The organism is Marinitoga hydrogenitolerans DSM 16785 (genome assembly GCF_900129175.1).
GTDB classification, from domain to species: domain Bacteria; phylum Thermotogota; class Thermotogae; order Petrotogales; family Petrotogaceae; genus Marinitoga; species Marinitoga hydrogenitolerans.
In genome coordinates, this window is record NZ_FQUI01000044.1 from 1 (window position 1) to 16489 (window position 16489).

Consider the following 16489-nt stretch of genomic DNA (forward strand, 5'->3'; position numbering starts at 1 on the left):
GGGGATGTTATCTAAAACTATTTTACCAGAGGTAAAACTTAAAAACAAGCAAAAAATAAATACTGAAAAAGATGCTCAACAGAAAACTACTAATATAAAACATATAACTAAAAACACATAAACCAATATAAATAAAATATATTTACTTTTCAAAGAGCATATAAATAATAATAATAATAATAATAATCAATAACAATAATATAATTATTCTATACTAATTATACGAGGGGGTATTAAAATGTTTAAAAAGGTAATGTTGGTAGTTTTATTAGTAGTGTTGTCAATAACAATTTTAGCAGGTGGAGTTAAAACCATAACTGTTGCTTATAAAGAACAAGGGAATAATGCTAATACTAAATGGATGGAAGGTGCAAAAGCTGAATTTGAAAGATTATATCCAGACGTAAAAGTAAAATTGGTAAAAGCTTTAAGTAACGAAGGGGATTATAATTCAAAAACAGCATTGCTTCTTTTAACAGATACAACTATTGATGTTATGCTTGTAGATAGCTTCCTTGTTCCAGCATTTGTTGCAGCTGGAAATTTAAGTGCGATTCCAGTAGATCAATGGTGCGATTGGAATACACAATTTTCAGGAAATATAAAAGAAGGAATGTCTATTAATGGTAAAGTTTATGCCGTACCTATATCTACAGATACTAGAGGTTTATTTTATAATGTACCTCTCTTCAAAAAAGCAGGAATACCTGTTCCATGGAAACCAAGAACATGGAATGATATTTTAGATGCTGTTAAAAAATTGCATAAAGCAGGAGTTAAATATCCAATTTGGTTAAATGGTTCAAAAGCACAAGGCGAAGCAACAACAATGCAAACATTTGAAATGCTTATTTCTGGTACAAGAGACTGGATTTATGAAGATGGAAAATGGGTGGTAAAATCTAAAGGTTTTACTGATTCATTAAAATTCATCCAAGCATTATATGATATGGGAATCTATGATAATACAGAATTAGCATTAATGTTAGACGCTAATTCATGGAGGATTTTAAATAAAAAAATGCCTGAAAGTAAAGAGGTTGGTATACTTCTTGATGGAAACTGGAAAGGTGCAGATTGGATTAGAGCAAGACCTAATGATTATTATGACGTTATAAAAGTAACACCTATGCCAAAACAATATGGTGGTGGCTATACATCCATGAGTGGTGGGTGGACATTGGCTATACCAGCATTATCAAGAAAAAAAGATTTAGCATTTGAATTTATTAAAATAGCATGTAATAAAAATAATTTATTAGCTTATTCAACATATTCAGGAGATATGAGTCCAAGAAAAGATGTTGCAGAAGATAAAAGATATAAAGATGCAAATATATATAGATATGAAATGAGTTCTTATACAGAATTCACGCATTTCAGACCAGGTGATCCATTATATCCAAATGTTTCAGTAGAAATTCAATCAGCAGTAGAAGCTGTTATTACAGGTCAAAAATCAGCAGTAGAAGTTGCAGAAGAATATTCGAAAAATGTTAAAGAAATGGTTGGTTATGGTAATTGGATAGAGAAATAATTCTTGAATTTGAAGTATTGCACGTTGGTGCAATACTTCTTTGTTAGAATGGAGGTGTTACACTTTGAGAAAAGGTAGTCAAACTAAAAAAAGTATCCTTTTTTTATTTCCTGCTTTATCACTTATAGGTATATTTTATCTTTATCCGGCATTAATGTCTCTCTTTTATTCTTTTACAAATAAAACTCTTGTAGGTGTTAAAGCTCAAAATTGGGATTTTGTTGGTTTAAGTAATTATATATTTATGTTTAAAGATGAGCGCTTTTTAATTTCTTTACTTAATACTGTTATATTTCTTGTATTTTCAGCTATAATAGGACAACAAGTTTTAGGATTTACAATTGCTTATTTGATGCAAAGAAAAAATAGGCAATTAAGGAGATTTGTTGGAACAACTGTTTTATTGGGCTGGGTAACACCGGAAGTTGTTGTTTCTTTTGTCTTTTTTGCATTTTTAAATGTAGAGGGATCGCTAAATGATTTTATTGGATTTTTTGGTCTTAAACCTGTAGCGTGGTTATATGATTTTCCTATGATTGCTATTATAATTGCTAATATATGGAGAGGGACAGCATTTTCAATGTTAATGTATCAATCTGCACTTGAAAATGTATCAGATAGTTTAAAAGAAGCTGCAAGTATAGATGGTGCTAATAAAATACAAGTGTTGTTTAAAATAATATTACCCATTATAAAAGGAACTATTATTACAAACACTGTTTTGGTAACTCTTCAAACAATAGGATTATTTGGCTTAATTTATGCATTAACAGCTGGAGGTCCAGGATTTAAAACTACAACTGTTCCTATTTATATGTATAATAAAGCTTTTGTTTCTTATCAATTAGGTTATGGTACAGCAATAGCAATAGTATTATTGTTATTAGGTATAGTGTTGAGTGTATTCTATATGAAAAGTTTTAAGCATGAACTGTAGGAGGAGAGACATATGAGAAAGTATATTAAGAAAAATTTGCCAAATATAATGCTTATTATTATTGCAATACTATTTTTATGGCCTATGCTTTGGTTGATATTTGCTTCTTTTGATGCAGAGGCACCACTTACTATTAAATTACCAAAAGATTTTACATTAGATAATTATAAAGCGATTTTGTCTGATCCTATGAATTATCGATCTTTTTTAAATAGTTTTTTAATCTCATTTTCGCAAGCATCGGTTGTTGTTATATTGTCTATATTAGCAGCTTATCCACTATCAAGATTTAAAATGAAAGGCAAAACTAAGATTATGTATTCAATATTATTTCTTACAGGATTACCTATTACAGCAATTATGGTCCCGGTGTATATGATGTTTTTTAAATTAAAAATTCTCAATTCTCTAATATCAACAACATTATTTTTAATAGCAACAGCACTTCCTTACAGTATATGGATGATGAAAAATTTTATGGATGATGTACCTATAACTTTAGAGGAAGCTGCCTGGATTGACGGAGCTAATACATTACAAACAATTAGAAAAGTGATATTTCCATTAATTCTTCCTGGGATTTTTGTTGTATTCATATTTACATTTTCAGGAAGTTGGGGAAACTTTTTTGTTCCATTTATACTTCTTAATTCAATAGAAAAAGCACCAGCTTCAGTAGCAATTTATCAGTTTTTCGGTTCATATGGAAGGGTAGCTTATGGACAGCTTGCAGCGTTTTCATTACTTTATACTCTTCCAATAGGAATATTGTACATCATATCACAAAAATTTATGTCTGAAGGTTTTATGTTTGGTGGTTCAACAAAAATGTAATGGAGGTAATAAAAGATGTTTTTTACTAAAGAGAAAGCAGAACGTTATATTCATGATTTAAAACAATATATATATATAGATCAAATACCTATAAAAGATTTTAAGTTTTATCAAGGTAATATACCAGAAGCCTATAAAATAGACTTTAATGATCAAAATTGGGATATAATTAATGTTGGAGAAAGATGGGGTGGAAGAGATGTCACAGCATGGTTTAGAAAACAGATATTAATTCCCAAAGAATGGTTAGGAGAAAAAATAATTTTGGATTTAATTATTGGTGGAAACAATGAAAATGGCTTATGGGGAGCAGAGTCTTTAATTTATATCAATGGTCGTCCGGTTCAAGGATTAGATAGAAATCATCGTGAAGTTTACCTTAAACCAGAGTGGTTAAAAAAAGGAAAAATAAATATAGCTATTAAAGCTTTTAGTGGTTTACAAAAAGAGAAATGTATATTTAAAAGAGCTAATATAGTTAAAATTAGTGAAGAGACTGAAGATTTTTATTATAGAGCATTAGCTGTGTTGAAAACTGTAAAAGTGCTAAATGAAGGAAGTTTTGATTATGAAAATCTACTTAAATTTTTAAATAATGCTATTAATAAAATAGATTTTAGAAAACCCAGGTCTAAAGAATTTTATGAATCAATCAAAGAAGCTAATAGTTATTTAAAAACAATTTTAACTGAATATAAACCAGAAAAAGAAAATAAGCCTATAGTTAATGTAGTAGGACATTCTCATATTGATGTAGCCTGGTTATGGAGATTAAAACATACGAGAGAAAAATGTTCGAGAACTTTTTCTACAGTTTTGCATTTAATGGATCAATATCCAGAATATCATTTTTTACAAAGTACTCCGCAATTATATGAGTTTATAAAAGAAGATTATCCAGAAATTTATGCTGAAATTAAAAAGAAAGTCAAAGAAGGAAAATGGGAAGTAACTGGTGGGATGTGGCTTGAAGCGGATTGTAATGTCCCTTCTGGGGAATCTTTAGTTCGTCAATTTTTATTTGGTACCAGATTTATGAAAAAAGAGTTTGGAATAAATTGTAAAATATTATGGTTACCAGATGTATTTGGTTATTCCTGGGCTTTACCACAAATAATAAAAAAAAGTGGTTTGAAATACTTTGTAACTACAAAGATAAGTTGGAGTCAATTTAATAGACCAGAATATGACACGTTTAATTGGCGTGGGTTAGATGGGACAGAAGTTTTAACACATTTTATTACAACTCCGGATGCTTTTGGAGAGCCTTTTTATACTTATAATGGTATGATGACGCCAGAATCGGTACAGGGAATTTGGGATAATTATCGTCAGAAAAATATTAATGATGAACTGTTATTGGCGTATGGTTGGGGTGATGGTGGCGGAGGCCCTACAAAAGAAATGCTTGAAATGGGAAAGAAAATGCAAGAATTACCAGGAATACCAGAAGTGAGGTTTAATAAAGCAGAACCATTTTTTGAGCGTTTGGAAGAAAGGATAAAAGATAATCCTAATTTACCTGTTTGGGATGGTGAACTTTATTTAGAATATCATAGAGGAACTTATACATCTCAAGCTCAAGTAAAAAAGAATAATCGATTTAGCGAAATTTTATATCACAATGTAGAATTATTTAGTTTTATGGCAAGTAGATTTATAAATGAATTTGATTATCCTCAAGAGAAAATTAATGAAAATTGGAAGATAATTTTACGTAATCAATTCCATGATATTTTACCAGGTTCATCTATTCATGAGGTTTATGAAGATAGTGATAAAGAATTTGTCAAAGTGATGAATTCTGGCGAAAAGATGTTAAATAAAGCCTTAGAAATTTTAGCTAGTAATATAGATTTAAGTGGAGAAAAATTAGTAGTTTTTAATCCATTATCGTGGGATAGAAGTGGAATAGTGTCTCTTCCTTGGAAAGAGGAATTATCTAAAAAATCATTTGTAACTGAAAATGGAGAAAAATTATTTACAAAGATAGTTGGGAATGAAAATAAAAAATTAATAATTTATGTTCCGGAAATACCCGCTTTAGGTTATAAGGCTTTTAAAATTGTAGAAAATAATAATGTTGATGATAATAACTGGTCTTCTAAAGAACAAGTAATTGTTAAAAAAGACAGAATCGAAAATAAATATTATCGTATTAAATTAAATAAAAATGGCCAGATTACATCAATATATGATAAAGAAGTTCAGAGAGAAATTTTACCTGTAGGAAGTGTAGCTAATGTATTTCAGGTATTTGAAGATAGACCTATGAGATTTGATGCTTGGGATATTGATATATATCATTTAGAAAAAGAGTATATAGTAAATGATTTAATAGAAATGGAAATAGAAGAATCAGGTCCTGACCGTGGAGTTATTAAATTTAAGTGGAATTTTCTTGACTCAACTATTGAACAGAGGATGATAGTTTATTCAGATAAAAGAAGAATAGATTTTAAAACAGATGTAGATTGGCATCAACATCAAATTCTTTTAAAGGTTGCTTTTCCTGTGGATATTAGAACTACTAAAGCAACTTATGAAATTCAATTTGGTAATGTTGAAAGGCCAACGCATTGGAATACAAGTTGGGATTATGCAAGGTTTGAAACGGTTGCTCAAAAATGGGCAGATCTTTCTGAACGAAATTATGGAGTAAGTCTTTTAAATAATTGCAAATATGGATATTCTATTAAAGATAATATAATGCGATTAACATTGATTAAATCTGGAATTGAACCAGATCCACAGGCGGATCAAGGACATCATTCATTTACCTATAGTCTTTATCCACATTTTGGTGATTGGTTTGATGGAGGAACAACCAAAGAATCTTATGAATTAAATTATCCATTGTTAGCAGTAATGATAGAAAGTAAAGGTGGAAATTTACCTATAGAAAAATCTCTGATAAATATTAAAGCTAATAGCGTAATATTAGATACTGTGAAAAAAGCAGAAGATGATAATAGCTTGATTTTAAGATTTTATGAATATGGTAATCAACGAGATACTGTAAAAATTAAATTGTTTGATAATATAAAAGAAATAACAGAATGTAATCTTATGGAAGAAGAAATTGGAAAGATAGAGTTTAATGAAAATGAATTTGAATTTATAATTAAACCTTATGAGATTAAAACTTTTAAATTGACACCTTTAAATTAAATATAAAATAAGCCCTGGTATTTTTCATTCCAGGGCTTATTTTATATTTAAATATGATTAAGAGAGTATTTTTGAAAAATGTTGATTTGTTTAAGTTTGTGAAAATTTTTTGAGAGAAATATCCAGTATGTTATAATATAAATAAAGGTATGGACAAATAAAAACCATTAAAGTTTAAGATTTTATGCATATTATAATTTTGGTTGACTTGTGAAGATAAGGATTTAAGTAAAGGATTGTTCATGCAACTATAATTGGAGGTGCTTAATAATGAATATGGATGATTTAGATCGTAATGGAAATCAACCATTATATAGACAAATTCGAGATTTTATTTATAATAATATACAAAATGGTATTTTTAAACCAGGGGAAGCAATTCCTACTGAAAGAGAGCTTTGTGATAAGTTAAAAGTGAGTCGTTATACTGTTAGAAGAGCAATTCAAGAGTTAGTTCATGAAGGGTATTTGTATCGAGTTCAGGGTAATGGGACTTTTGTTTTTGATAAGGAGGAAATTCATGAAAAAGGTGATAATAAATTAATAGGTGTTATTCTTACTCATTGTGAGCATGAAATGGAAGCAAATATATTAAGCGGAATTGAAAAGGCTATTCAGAGTGAAGGATATACAATGACGTTTATGAGTTCTAATAATGATTATAAAAAAGAAGCAGAAGCAATACAACGTATGAAAAGGAATGGTGTTTCAGGATTAATTATTATGCCAGCTGAAGATCAAAAAGATAGCACAGCAATTTCTGATTTGAAGAATGAACAATTCCCATTTGTATTAGTTGATAGAAGATTACAAGATTGTGAAACGGATTGTGTCATGTCTGATAATATAAATGGAGGGTATAAAGCTACAGAATATTTGATAAAATTAGGTCATGAAAAAATTGCATTTGTAAAAGCAGAATTTAGTGAAACGAGTAGTATAGAAGATAGAATAATAGGTTATAAAAAAGCTTTAAAAGAATATGGGTTAGATTATAGACCTGAACTACTTTTTTCTTATGATGAAAGAAAATTAAATACAGAAGAAATATATGAAGAATTATATAAATTTATTAAAGAAAAAAAACCAACAGCAATTGTAGCAGTAAATGATTATGTAGCTTTAGTTATTATTAAAATGTGCAGAGTAAAGGGAATATCTATTCCCAATGATATATCTTTAGTCGGTTTTGATAATTTGGAATTTATTAAACATTTAGAAGTTCCGTTAACGACGATTGCACAATTTTCAAAAGAAATAGGATTTAGCGCTGCCAAATTATTAATTAATAAAATTAAAGTTAAATATAATAATACTATAGATAAAATAAACAAAGAATTGTTACATCAAATCTATTATCCAGTGGAACTTGTTATTAGAGATTCTTGTTCTAATGTTTGAAAATATTATTGAATTTGTTAGTCGGAATATTATATTTTAGATACAAAAAGATTAATATTGAGTTTCCGAAAAACTTTTCGGATGATGATATATTAATTTTTTTTGACAAAAACATGTAAAATATGATATAATAATTAAAAATCCATTAAAGGGGGGAGTTTATGAAAAAGAAATTCACAGTTTTTTTTATCATGGCGGTGTTTGTTTTACTGGCGACTCTGGCTTTTGCTGAAGGAGGAGATGCTGCAACGATAAATTATGGTTTTTGGTCTATTATTCCACCGTTGCTAGCTATAATTTTGGCATTTATTACAAAAGAAGTTATTCTTTCATTATTATTGGGTGTTTTTTCAGGAGCTTTAATTAATGTTTTTGCAACGTCAAGTTCCGGATTTTTTATGAAACTCATTGAAAGTTATACAAAAACTTTTGAATATCCTGTCAATGCTTTAGCTGATGGTTGGCATGCTGGTATTATCATTTTTACTTTAACTATCGGTGGTATGGTTGGTGTTGTTGCAAAAATGGGTGGTACAAGAGCTATTGCAAATGCTTTAGCGAAAAAAGCTAAAACTGCTAGAAGTGCACAAGTTGCAACAGCTTTAATGGGTGTTGTTATATTTTTTGATGATTATGCTAATACCTTAATAGTTGGGCCTACAATGAGACCTTTAACGGATAAATTAAGAGTTTCAAGGGAAAAATTGTCTTATATAGTTGACTCAACAGCAGCACCAGTAGCTACTATGGCAGCAATTTCTACATGGATAGGATATGAATTAGGTTTAATCGGTGATGCTTTTAAATCTATAGGAGTTGAAGTTAACCCGTATTCTGTATTCTTTAAATCAATACCATATAGAATGTATGGATTATTTGCTCTTGTAATGGTTTTTCTTGTTGGATTTATGCTGAGAGATTTTGGACCTATGTACGAAGCAGAAAAGAGAGCAAGATTAACAGGTAAGGTTTTAGCAGATGATGCAGAACCAATGCTTTCAACTGATTTTGAAAGTGAATTGGATAATAGTAATATTCCATTAAAAATATCTAATGCATTGGTTCCAATTTTAACATTAATAATATTTGCTTTTATAGGATTATGGTATTCAGGTGGAGGACTTGAAAACCCATTTACATGGGAAGGGATAAGAGATGCATTTGGTAATTCAGATGCTTCTGCCGCTTTGATTTGGGCTTCTGCTTTAGCAAGTATTGTTGCAGTTGCAATGGCAGTTTCTCAAGGTATTATGACATTAAGAAAAGCACTTGAAGCATGGGTTGAAGGAGCAAAATCCCTTGTTATAACTACGATAATTTTAATTCTAGCATGGTCAATAGGGTCAATTGCAATAGATTTAGGAACGGCAGAATATTTAGTGCAGGTTATATCATCAGCATTACCAGGATGGTCAATTCCTGTGTTAGTATTTGTTATTTCAGCAATAGTTGCATTTGCAACGGGAACATCATGGGGAACCATGGCTATTATGTTACCATTAGCTGTTCCTTTAGCAGCCGCTTATACTGGTAATGAACTTACATCATTAGTATACGCAACTTTAGGGGCTGTATTGACTGGAGCAACGTTTGGAGATCATTGTTCTCCTATTTCAGATACAACAATTATGTCATCTATGGCATCTTCAGCTGATCATATAGATCATGTTAAAACACAGTTACCTTACTCAGTTACTGCTGCTTTAATTGCTGCAGTAGTAGGATATGTTCCAGTTGGTTTAGGATTACCTGTATGGATTTCATTAATACTTGGGATTACATCACTTTGGGTTGTATTGAAGTTTTATGGAAAATCTACAGATCCAAAAGATTTAAAAGCCTAAATGAAAAAAGAGCGGAATTATTCCGCTCTTTTTAAAATATATCTAATCTAAAACTTTGAATATCTTCATCTGTATTTTCATATTCTTCTTCATCGAGTTTGTTATATTCCCAATTAAATAAAGTCAAATATATTTTTCCTTCTTTACATTCTGTAAATACTGATGGTACAGTATCTTCTTCATTTTCAACACTCATCGCTTCAACAATAAAAGAATAAGCATTAGCTTCAGTGATAGTAACAATGTCTTTTAATAAACCTTCTGCAAATTCAAATTCTTCTTCTGTATCAAAAGAAAAAGGGAAAGGAATAGGAACATCTTCAACATCGGTATCATAATCACCTAACATTTCTTTTAAATCTTCAGCATAGTCAGCATCAAATTCAGCAACTTTTTCTACTAATTTTCCTATCTTTTCATTATTTAATGAAGCCCATACCATTACTGTTGGATGAATGTGATCACCATGAAAAATACCGTCTTTCGCCCCTTCAATAGCAGCCTCATGATAATTTTTACATTTTGCCATTTTTAACACCTCACGTTATTTATAATATATTATAAATTATACTTCAAAAATATAACTATTATGCTATATTTACTTTAAACTATGAACATTTTGACCATCCACATGTTTTACATGAAATACAGCCTTCTGTCATTAATAAAGAGTTTTTACTCAAGCATGTTGGACAATATGTATTACCCTCATTATCAATATAGTAACCTTTTACATATTCCAGCTTATTAGCATGAACAAATTTTTCAACTTCTTCTTTACTTAAAGGTTTTCCAACATGAAAGACTTCAAAATCCGTATTGTCTTTCCAAAGTTCTTCAAAATCATTGAGAGCACTTTTAATTTCTTTAGAAATTCCTTTGCAATATGAACCTTTTACTTTTGATAATTGTTCCAATATTTCATCAACAGAAACACCTGTTCTCAAAGCAATAGAGGAAAGTCTTCCTATAATTTCAGCTGTTTCTGTTCCATCAGATAAAAAGATTTCTATGGCTTCACCATTGTCATCAAATGAGACTGTTATATATACAGTTCCTGAATCAGTTTTGAATTTTCGAGTAACGCTTTTTAATGTTTCTTTTCTTGGTCGAGCTCTTAATTTATGTTTTTCATCAAGTACAAAAAAGGTTACTTTTTTATCATCTTTTTTGGAGTTAGTTAAGACTTGAGTTTCTAATGAACCATCCCTATATATAGTAATACCTTTTAAGTTCAATTTCATAGCTTTTATATAAATATTTTTAATATCTTCAACAGTTGTTTCTTTTGGAAGATTTATAGTTTTTGAACAAGATGCATCAAGATAGCTTTGAATAACATGTTGAGCAAGTAAATGATCTTCTCCTGAAATATCCATAGCAGTAACAAACACTTTTTTAAAATCTTCAGATATATTTTCAATATGTTGAATTGACCCTTTTTCAATTATTTCTGCTTCTAATTCACTATTTAATAAACCATCTAATTTATCTCTTAAGATTTTGTTCATATATGGTAATGGAACTCTATTACCTTCTTTATCTGTCATATATCTAATATATGCAAGCATAAAATTGGGTTCTATTCCACTAGATGTATCTGCAATATTTGAAATAGATCCTGTTGGAGCTACTGTATTAACTTGGACATTTCTTTTATATTTTTTTGCTTCCCCGTAAAAGTGCTCTTTTATAAGGGAGTTCCAAATTTTTATATTTTCTGAATAATTGTTATCAAGCATAGGAAATGGAATAAATCCATCTTTATATTTAGATTTATCAAAAAGAGGGAAATTACCTCTTTCTTTTGCTAATTCTGTACTAGCTAAATGTGAATAATATGCAAATTGTGCTAAAGTTTCTGCCATAAAATTTCTACCTTCATTAGAATTATATGGAATATTCTTTTTATATAGAGAATCAGCAATTCCCATTATCCCCAACCCAATAAATCTTTGTTCTTTGGATACTTTTTCTATTTCCTTTAAAGGATATATGTTTATATCAATAACATTATCAAGAAAGCGTGAAGTCCAATATATAATTTCTTTGAAAATATCTTTTTTTTCATCATTGGGATTTCCAAGATCAATATAATCTATAATTTTAGCTAAGTCAATGGAACCTAAATTACAACTTCCATATGGTGGCAAAGGTTCTTCTCCACAGTCATAAGATAATATGCCATTTGTAACCCAAACATAATCTGGACCAGCAGTTATATCATATACTCTTTCTTGGCCAAAATCAGTAATTTTAACGATTTCAATAAAACTCTTATTTTTATTGTAGAATCCCTTTTTTTCTAAATGATTTTCAACAAGAAATTTTAATTTTTTTTGTTTCTCACCCATGAAACCTATATTTTTATAGAAATTATAAGAATTTTTTCCAGAAATTAATAATCTATATATTTTTTTCCCTTTAATAATAGCAGTTCTCTCTTCTTTTTCTTTAGTTAAGGTAGAAAAAATTCCAAAATTTAATAAAATAATTTGAGTATCTTCAAGTAATTTTTTAGATATGCTTGAAAGACTTATAGTAATAGAACCTTTAGAATTATAAACAGAACCATCTGCTGTAAATAAACCTTTTAAAAATTCTTTTTGAATGATTTTATTATTAGTAAGAATTTTATCTGGGATTTTTTTTGTTTCTGAATCAGAAGGTGATCCTAATTCAATATCTGTTATATTTCTAATAAATAATTCCAAATTTTTTGATCTTATTAATAATTTTACTTGATTTTTTTCTTCAATTTCAGTAATAGTTGAATCAGAAATTTCCTCTATAAGATTTTTTATTTCATCAACTGTTTTATCATTTTTTGAAATAGAAAAAGATATTCTTCCATCTTTGCCTAGAGAACCATCGCCAATAAATAAACCTAGTATTTTTGATACATATACAGAATTTGATATATTTATCTGATTTATATGATGATTATTTTTTCCATATATGATATTTTCATATTCAAAATGCTCTTCAGCATCTTCAAAGGAAATTTCATCAGAAATTACTCTTATTTTTTCGCCTATTTTTAAGTCTTCTATTTTTTTCCAGCCATTTTCTGTATATACTTTATGATCATATGTAGCTTTTAATTCTATACCATTTTTTAATTTTATACTTTTTATAGGTTTTACACCTTGATCTATAATTTTTTCTATTGGTAAAAATTGATTTGATATTGGGCTCCATACTTTCATATCAGTAGTTAATTCTTTTGCTTTAATTAAACCTTTATTTGTCAAAACAAGAGTATCACCAACAACACAGGGATTAGTAGCACTTACAGGAGTAACATCTCCTAAAGCATAGTATTTATTATGTCTACCTAAAAATAGCATTCCAGGATCTCCCGATTTCCAAGCATTATTAGCTATTAAGTCAAATAATTCTCTTGCTTTTATTGTTTTTTTAATATTCGAATTTGAATGAGATAATTCTAATTCTTCGTCATTTTCAAGTTTTTTAAGAAATTTTTCAGGATTATCAAAATTGATAGATATATTAAAATAATTTAGTACAGACTTTCCATCATTATCTTTTTTTGAATTAATAAAATCAATTACATCAGGGTGATCATATCTCATGACTGCCATTTGAGCACCGCGTCTTGCTCCACCTTGTTCAATTGTAGAAGCTGTAGTGTTAAAAACATGCATAAAACTAATGGGTCCTGATGATTTTCCACCTGTTCCAGCAATTGAACTATCCTTAGGTCTTAAAATAGAAAAATCATACCCCACGCCTCCACCATATTTTTGTATTAATGCTGCATCTTTTACGGCATTAAAAATACCTTCCATTGAATCTTCAAGAGGTACAACAAAACATGCAGATAGCATATTATGTCTATTTCTTGAGTTATATATATTTTTATAATCATCTAAAAGCATTTCTTTAATATCTTTTTTGAAAATATCTTGAGATAAAGTCTTACCAGCATTAAATAAAGTAGGGCTGTTTGGCAAAAAAATACGACTTTTTAAGAGTTTATAATATATTTTTTCTACTTTTCGAATTTTATCGATATCATCGGTATAAAGAACTTCCGCACTTGCTATATACCTTGAAACTCTTCTTGATATATCACTCCAATTGTGTTCAAGATAATTGCCATTTCCATCTTTTAATAAATACCTATCTCTTAAAATTCTTTCGGCATTTTCTGATGGTTTAATATCTGTAAAAGAATCAAGAAGTGATTCAAAATCAGATAAAATATCTTCCATATAAAACCCCCCTTATATTATTTCGATATCATTATACCACAATATATAGTGTTGTTAATCTAATATTTACACAACAATTTGTAATTTTTTTAGATAATAGACAGATTATTTTTTTCATGGTAATTATAGAAAATGTTAAAATTTTATATACTAAAAAATTGGAACTATTGATAACTAAGATAAAAATTTAATAAAAATGAATATATATAAATAAAAAACCGGCGAGAATTATCGCCGGTCTGATAATTAAATTTATTTAATTAAAATATTTTCTTACTGCAAATGATGCTGCTATTGCTCCATCGGCAGCTGCGGTTATAATTTGTCTTAATTCTTTTTGTATAACATCGCCTGCAGCAAATACACCTTTTACATTAGTTTCATTATGTTTGTCAACAGGTATATACCCATAATCATCAAGTTTTATTTTTCCTTCAAATAGTTTTGTAACAGGAGTTAATCCAACAAAAACAAATACACCATCTACGTCAAAATTAGTAATTTCACCTGTTTTTCTATTTTCAAGAACTAATTGTTGAACTTTTTTGTCACCTTTTATTTCTTTAACAACAGTATTCCATATAAATTTAATATTTTCAGCATTAAATGCTTTATCCTGATAAATTTTATCGGCCCTGAGTTTATCTCTTCTGTGTATTATATATACTTCTTTTGCTATTTTTGAAAGATATAAAGCTTCTTCAACTGCGGTGTTTCCTCCACCGATTACAGCAACTTTTTGGTTTTTAAAGAAATGGCCATCACATGTTGCACAATATGAAACTCCTTTACCTGCAAATTCCTTTTCACCAGGAACTTCTAATCTTCGAGGTGTTGCTCCTGTAGCAATTACAACAGTTTTAGTTTTTACAATACTTCCATCATCTAAAGAAATTATTTTTTCATCTTTTGAAAAATCAACATTAATAACTTCACCATAATGAAATTCTACGCCAAATTTTTTAGCATGTTCACCTAATTTTTCAGCTAAGTCTTCACCAGTGATTGAGTCAAATCCTGGATAATTTTCAACATATTCGGTTAAGTTAACCTGTCCTCCATCTAAATCTTTTTCTATAATTAATGGTTTAATTCCGCCTTGAACAGCATATATTCCTGCTGCAACACCTGCAGGTCCGCCACCAATTATAACCATATCATAATAATCTTTTAAAGAGCTTTTGCTTTTAGAGGAACCCAAGTCAAAGAACATTTATTATCCCTCCACAGCTTTTAATACTTCTTCAACAAAGTTTGGTTCTGGATATGCACCAATAAATTCGCCTTTTACAACCCATTCACCATTTTCAAATACTTCTATAACTGTATGTGGAACAGAACTTACATTATGTTTCATTGAAATTTCATGGAATTCATTAGCTTCGATCATTTCACCATTTATATTTTCATTTATCATTGCAGCTTGATGAGCGGATAAAACAGCTCTTGGGCAATATGGACATGTAGGAGTAACAAATACTCTTAATCTCATTTTTTTATCGATACTTTTTAATTTATTTACAGTATCTTCTGAAAATTCTACTTCACCATTTTTTGATAAGGAAATTAAATCTTGTAGTAATGTACTAAATTCATGTCCTGAAGGAATTCCGTAAAATCTTACACCTAAATCTGAGCCATTAGATGCTAAAATAACTGTTGCTGGAGCTAATGTTTTGTCAATATCATATTCTTCAGCAATAGGTGAATTTATATCATAAATATCTAAATCAACGTTTTCAACACCCTCTTTTAATTCTGTGTATAATTGTTTTGTAACATCACAGTATTCACAATTTTCTTTTTCGAAGAATAATATTTTTACTCTTCCTTTCATTTCTGACAATAAATCCTTTACCTGTTCTAAAGTTTTTTCATCTAATAATTTTTCCATAAAAAAACACCTCCAAATTTTTATATATTTTCTTTTGCTTTGCTAATAAAATTTTTAAATACTTTAATTTGCTCTTCCATCTCTATGATGAAATTTTTTATTCTATCTTTTCCTTTTTGAGTAATTTTATAAATTTTGCGTGGAGGACTGGATGTAGTATCCCAGTCAAATTTAATTTCCTTTTTTTTCTCTAAATCTGATAAAGCGCGATATACTCTACCTTTTTGGCCTATTCCTTCGGGAATAGTTATTCCCATTTCACATAATCTATTGGATAACTCATAGCCATAACTTGGTTTTTCGGCTATTAAAATAAGGAGTAAATCGCATATTAATTTTCCACTTTTATTAAAAACTTTGCATTTGTTAGTGTCTTCCATTTTCATCCTCCAAATTACAACAAAAAAAGTCATATTTTTCTTTCACACACATATTATATACAAAATGTATATATTTGTCAATAAGAAAAGATAACAAAAATGTATGTATTGTATTTAAATAAAGTTACAAAAAATAAAAGCCGCTTTTTATGCGGCTTTAATCACAAAAAGAATTATATATATCTTTTATTTTTGTTGAATAGGTATTTAAAATTTCCAAAATTTTTGGATTAAAATCTTTTGGTGAAGTTCT

Annotated in this window: 11 protein-coding genes; 6 read left to right on the forward strand and 5 right to left on the reverse strand. The window is 28.9% G+C overall.

The window, feature by feature from the left end:
- Positions 1-238 precede the first annotated feature (238 nt).
- From BUA62_RS09725 to BUA62_RS09750, 6 genes are all read left to right on the forward strand, one after another.
- On the forward strand, positions 239-1537 hold the full coding sequence (locus BUA62_RS09725; RefSeq protein WP_084670777.1) for an extracellular solute-binding protein: 1299 nt from the start codon (positions 239-241) through the stop codon (positions 1535-1537).
- A 64-nt stretch (positions 1538-1601) separates the two neighbouring features.
- A complete protein-coding gene (locus tag BUA62_RS09730; protein ID WP_200782425.1) occupies positions 1602-2474 on the forward strand; it encodes a carbohydrate ABC transporter permease in 873 nt (290 codons plus the stop codon).
- Positions 2475-2486: 12 nt separating this feature from the next.
- The gene (locus BUA62_RS09735) at positions 2487-3308 is read left to right on the forward strand and encodes a carbohydrate ABC transporter permease (RefSeq protein ID WP_072865863.1); all 822 of its coding nucleotides are present in this window, start codon (positions 2487-2489) and stop codon (positions 3306-3308) included.
- Positions 3309-3323: 15 nt separating this feature from the next.
- Positions 3324-6479 (forward strand): alpha-mannosidase, encoded by a 3156-nt coding sequence (locus BUA62_RS09740; RefSeq protein ID WP_072865864.1) that lies wholly within the window; start codon positions 3324-3326, stop codon positions 6477-6479.
- A gap of 270 nt (positions 6480-6749) precedes the next feature.
- On the forward strand, positions 6750-7880 hold the full coding sequence (locus BUA62_RS09745) for a GntR family transcriptional regulator (protein WP_072865865.1): 1131 nt from the start codon (positions 6750-6752) through the stop codon (positions 7878-7880).
- A gap of 161 nt (positions 7881-8041) precedes the next feature.
- Positions 8042-9724, forward strand: coding sequence for a Na+/H+ antiporter NhaC family protein (locus tag BUA62_RS09750; RefSeq protein ID WP_072865866.1), 1683 nt, complete (start codon positions 8042-8044; stop codon positions 9722-9724).
- 31 nt (positions 9725-9755) lie between these two features.
- On the opposite strand, the gene BUA62_RS09755 is transcribed toward BUA62_RS09750, so the two are convergent.
- From BUA62_RS09755 to BUA62_RS09775, 5 genes are all read right to left on the reverse strand, one after another.
- Complete coding sequence (locus tag BUA62_RS09755) at positions 9756-10253, reverse strand: hypothetical protein (RefSeq protein ID WP_072865867.1); 498 nt, start codon at positions 10251-10253, stop codon at positions 9756-9758.
- Positions 10254-10332: 79 nt separating this feature from the next.
- Positions 10333-13962 carry an LAGLIDADG family homing endonuclease gene (locus tag BUA62_RS09760; protein ID WP_072865868.1) on the reverse strand — a complete coding sequence of 1210 codons (3630 nt, stop codon included), beginning with the start codon at positions 13960-13962 and terminating at the stop codon, positions 10333-10335.
- 256 nt (positions 13963-14218) lie between these two features.
- Complete coding sequence (gene trxB, locus BUA62_RS09765; RefSeq protein WP_072865869.1) at positions 14219-15175, reverse strand: thioredoxin-disulfide reductase; 957 nt, start codon at positions 15173-15175, stop codon at positions 14219-14221.
- 3 nt (positions 15176-15178) lie between these two features.
- A complete protein-coding gene (pdo, locus tag BUA62_RS09770; protein WP_072865870.1) occupies positions 15179-15856 on the reverse strand; it encodes a protein disulfide oxidoreductase in 678 nt (225 codons plus the stop codon).
- 20 nt (positions 15857-15876) lie between these two features.
- On the reverse strand, positions 15877-16236 hold the full coding sequence (locus BUA62_RS09775) for a PadR family transcriptional regulator (RefSeq protein WP_072865871.1): 360 nt from the start codon (positions 16234-16236) through the stop codon (positions 15877-15879).
- Positions 16237-16489: the final 253 nt, after the last annotated feature.

Excerpts from the sequence above, each read along its gene's own strand:
- BUA62_RS09725 (WP_084670777.1), top strand. The coding sequence starts at position 239 with ATGTTTAAAAAGGTAATGTTGGTAGTTTTATTAGTAGTGTTGTCAATA.
- BUA62_RS09755 (WP_072865867.1), bottom strand. The coding sequence starts at position 10,253 with ATGGCAAAATGTAAAAATTATCATGAGGCTGCTATTGAAGGGGCGAAA.
- pdo (WP_072865870.1), bottom strand. The coding sequence starts at position 15,856 with ATGGAAAAATTATTAGATGAAAAAACTTTAGAACAGGTAAAGGATTTA.
- trxB (WP_072865869.1), bottom strand. The coding sequence starts at position 15,175 with ATGTTCTTTGACTTGGGTTCCTCTAAAAGCAAAAGCTCTTTAAAAGAT.
- BUA62_RS09745 (WP_072865865.1), top strand. The coding sequence starts at position 6,750 with ATGAATATGGATGATTTAGATCGTAATGGAAATCAACCATTATATAGA.
- BUA62_RS09735 (WP_072865863.1), top strand. The coding sequence starts at position 2,487 with ATGAGAAAGTATATTAAGAAAAATTTGCCAAATATAATGCTTATTATT.
- BUA62_RS09750 (WP_072865866.1), top strand. The coding sequence starts at position 8,042 with ATGAAAAAGAAATTCACAGTTTTTTTTATCATGGCGGTGTTTGTTTTA.
- BUA62_RS09740 (WP_072865864.1), top strand. The coding sequence starts at position 3,324 with ATGTTTTTTACTAAAGAGAAAGCAGAACGTTATATTCATGATTTAAAA.
- BUA62_RS09775 (WP_072865871.1), bottom strand. The coding sequence starts at position 16,236 with ATGGAAGACACTAACAAATGCAAAGTTTTTAATAAAAGTGGAAAATTA.
- BUA62_RS09760 (WP_072865868.1), bottom strand. The coding sequence starts at position 13,962 with ATGGAAGATATTTTATCTGATTTTGAATCACTTCTTGATTCTTTTACA.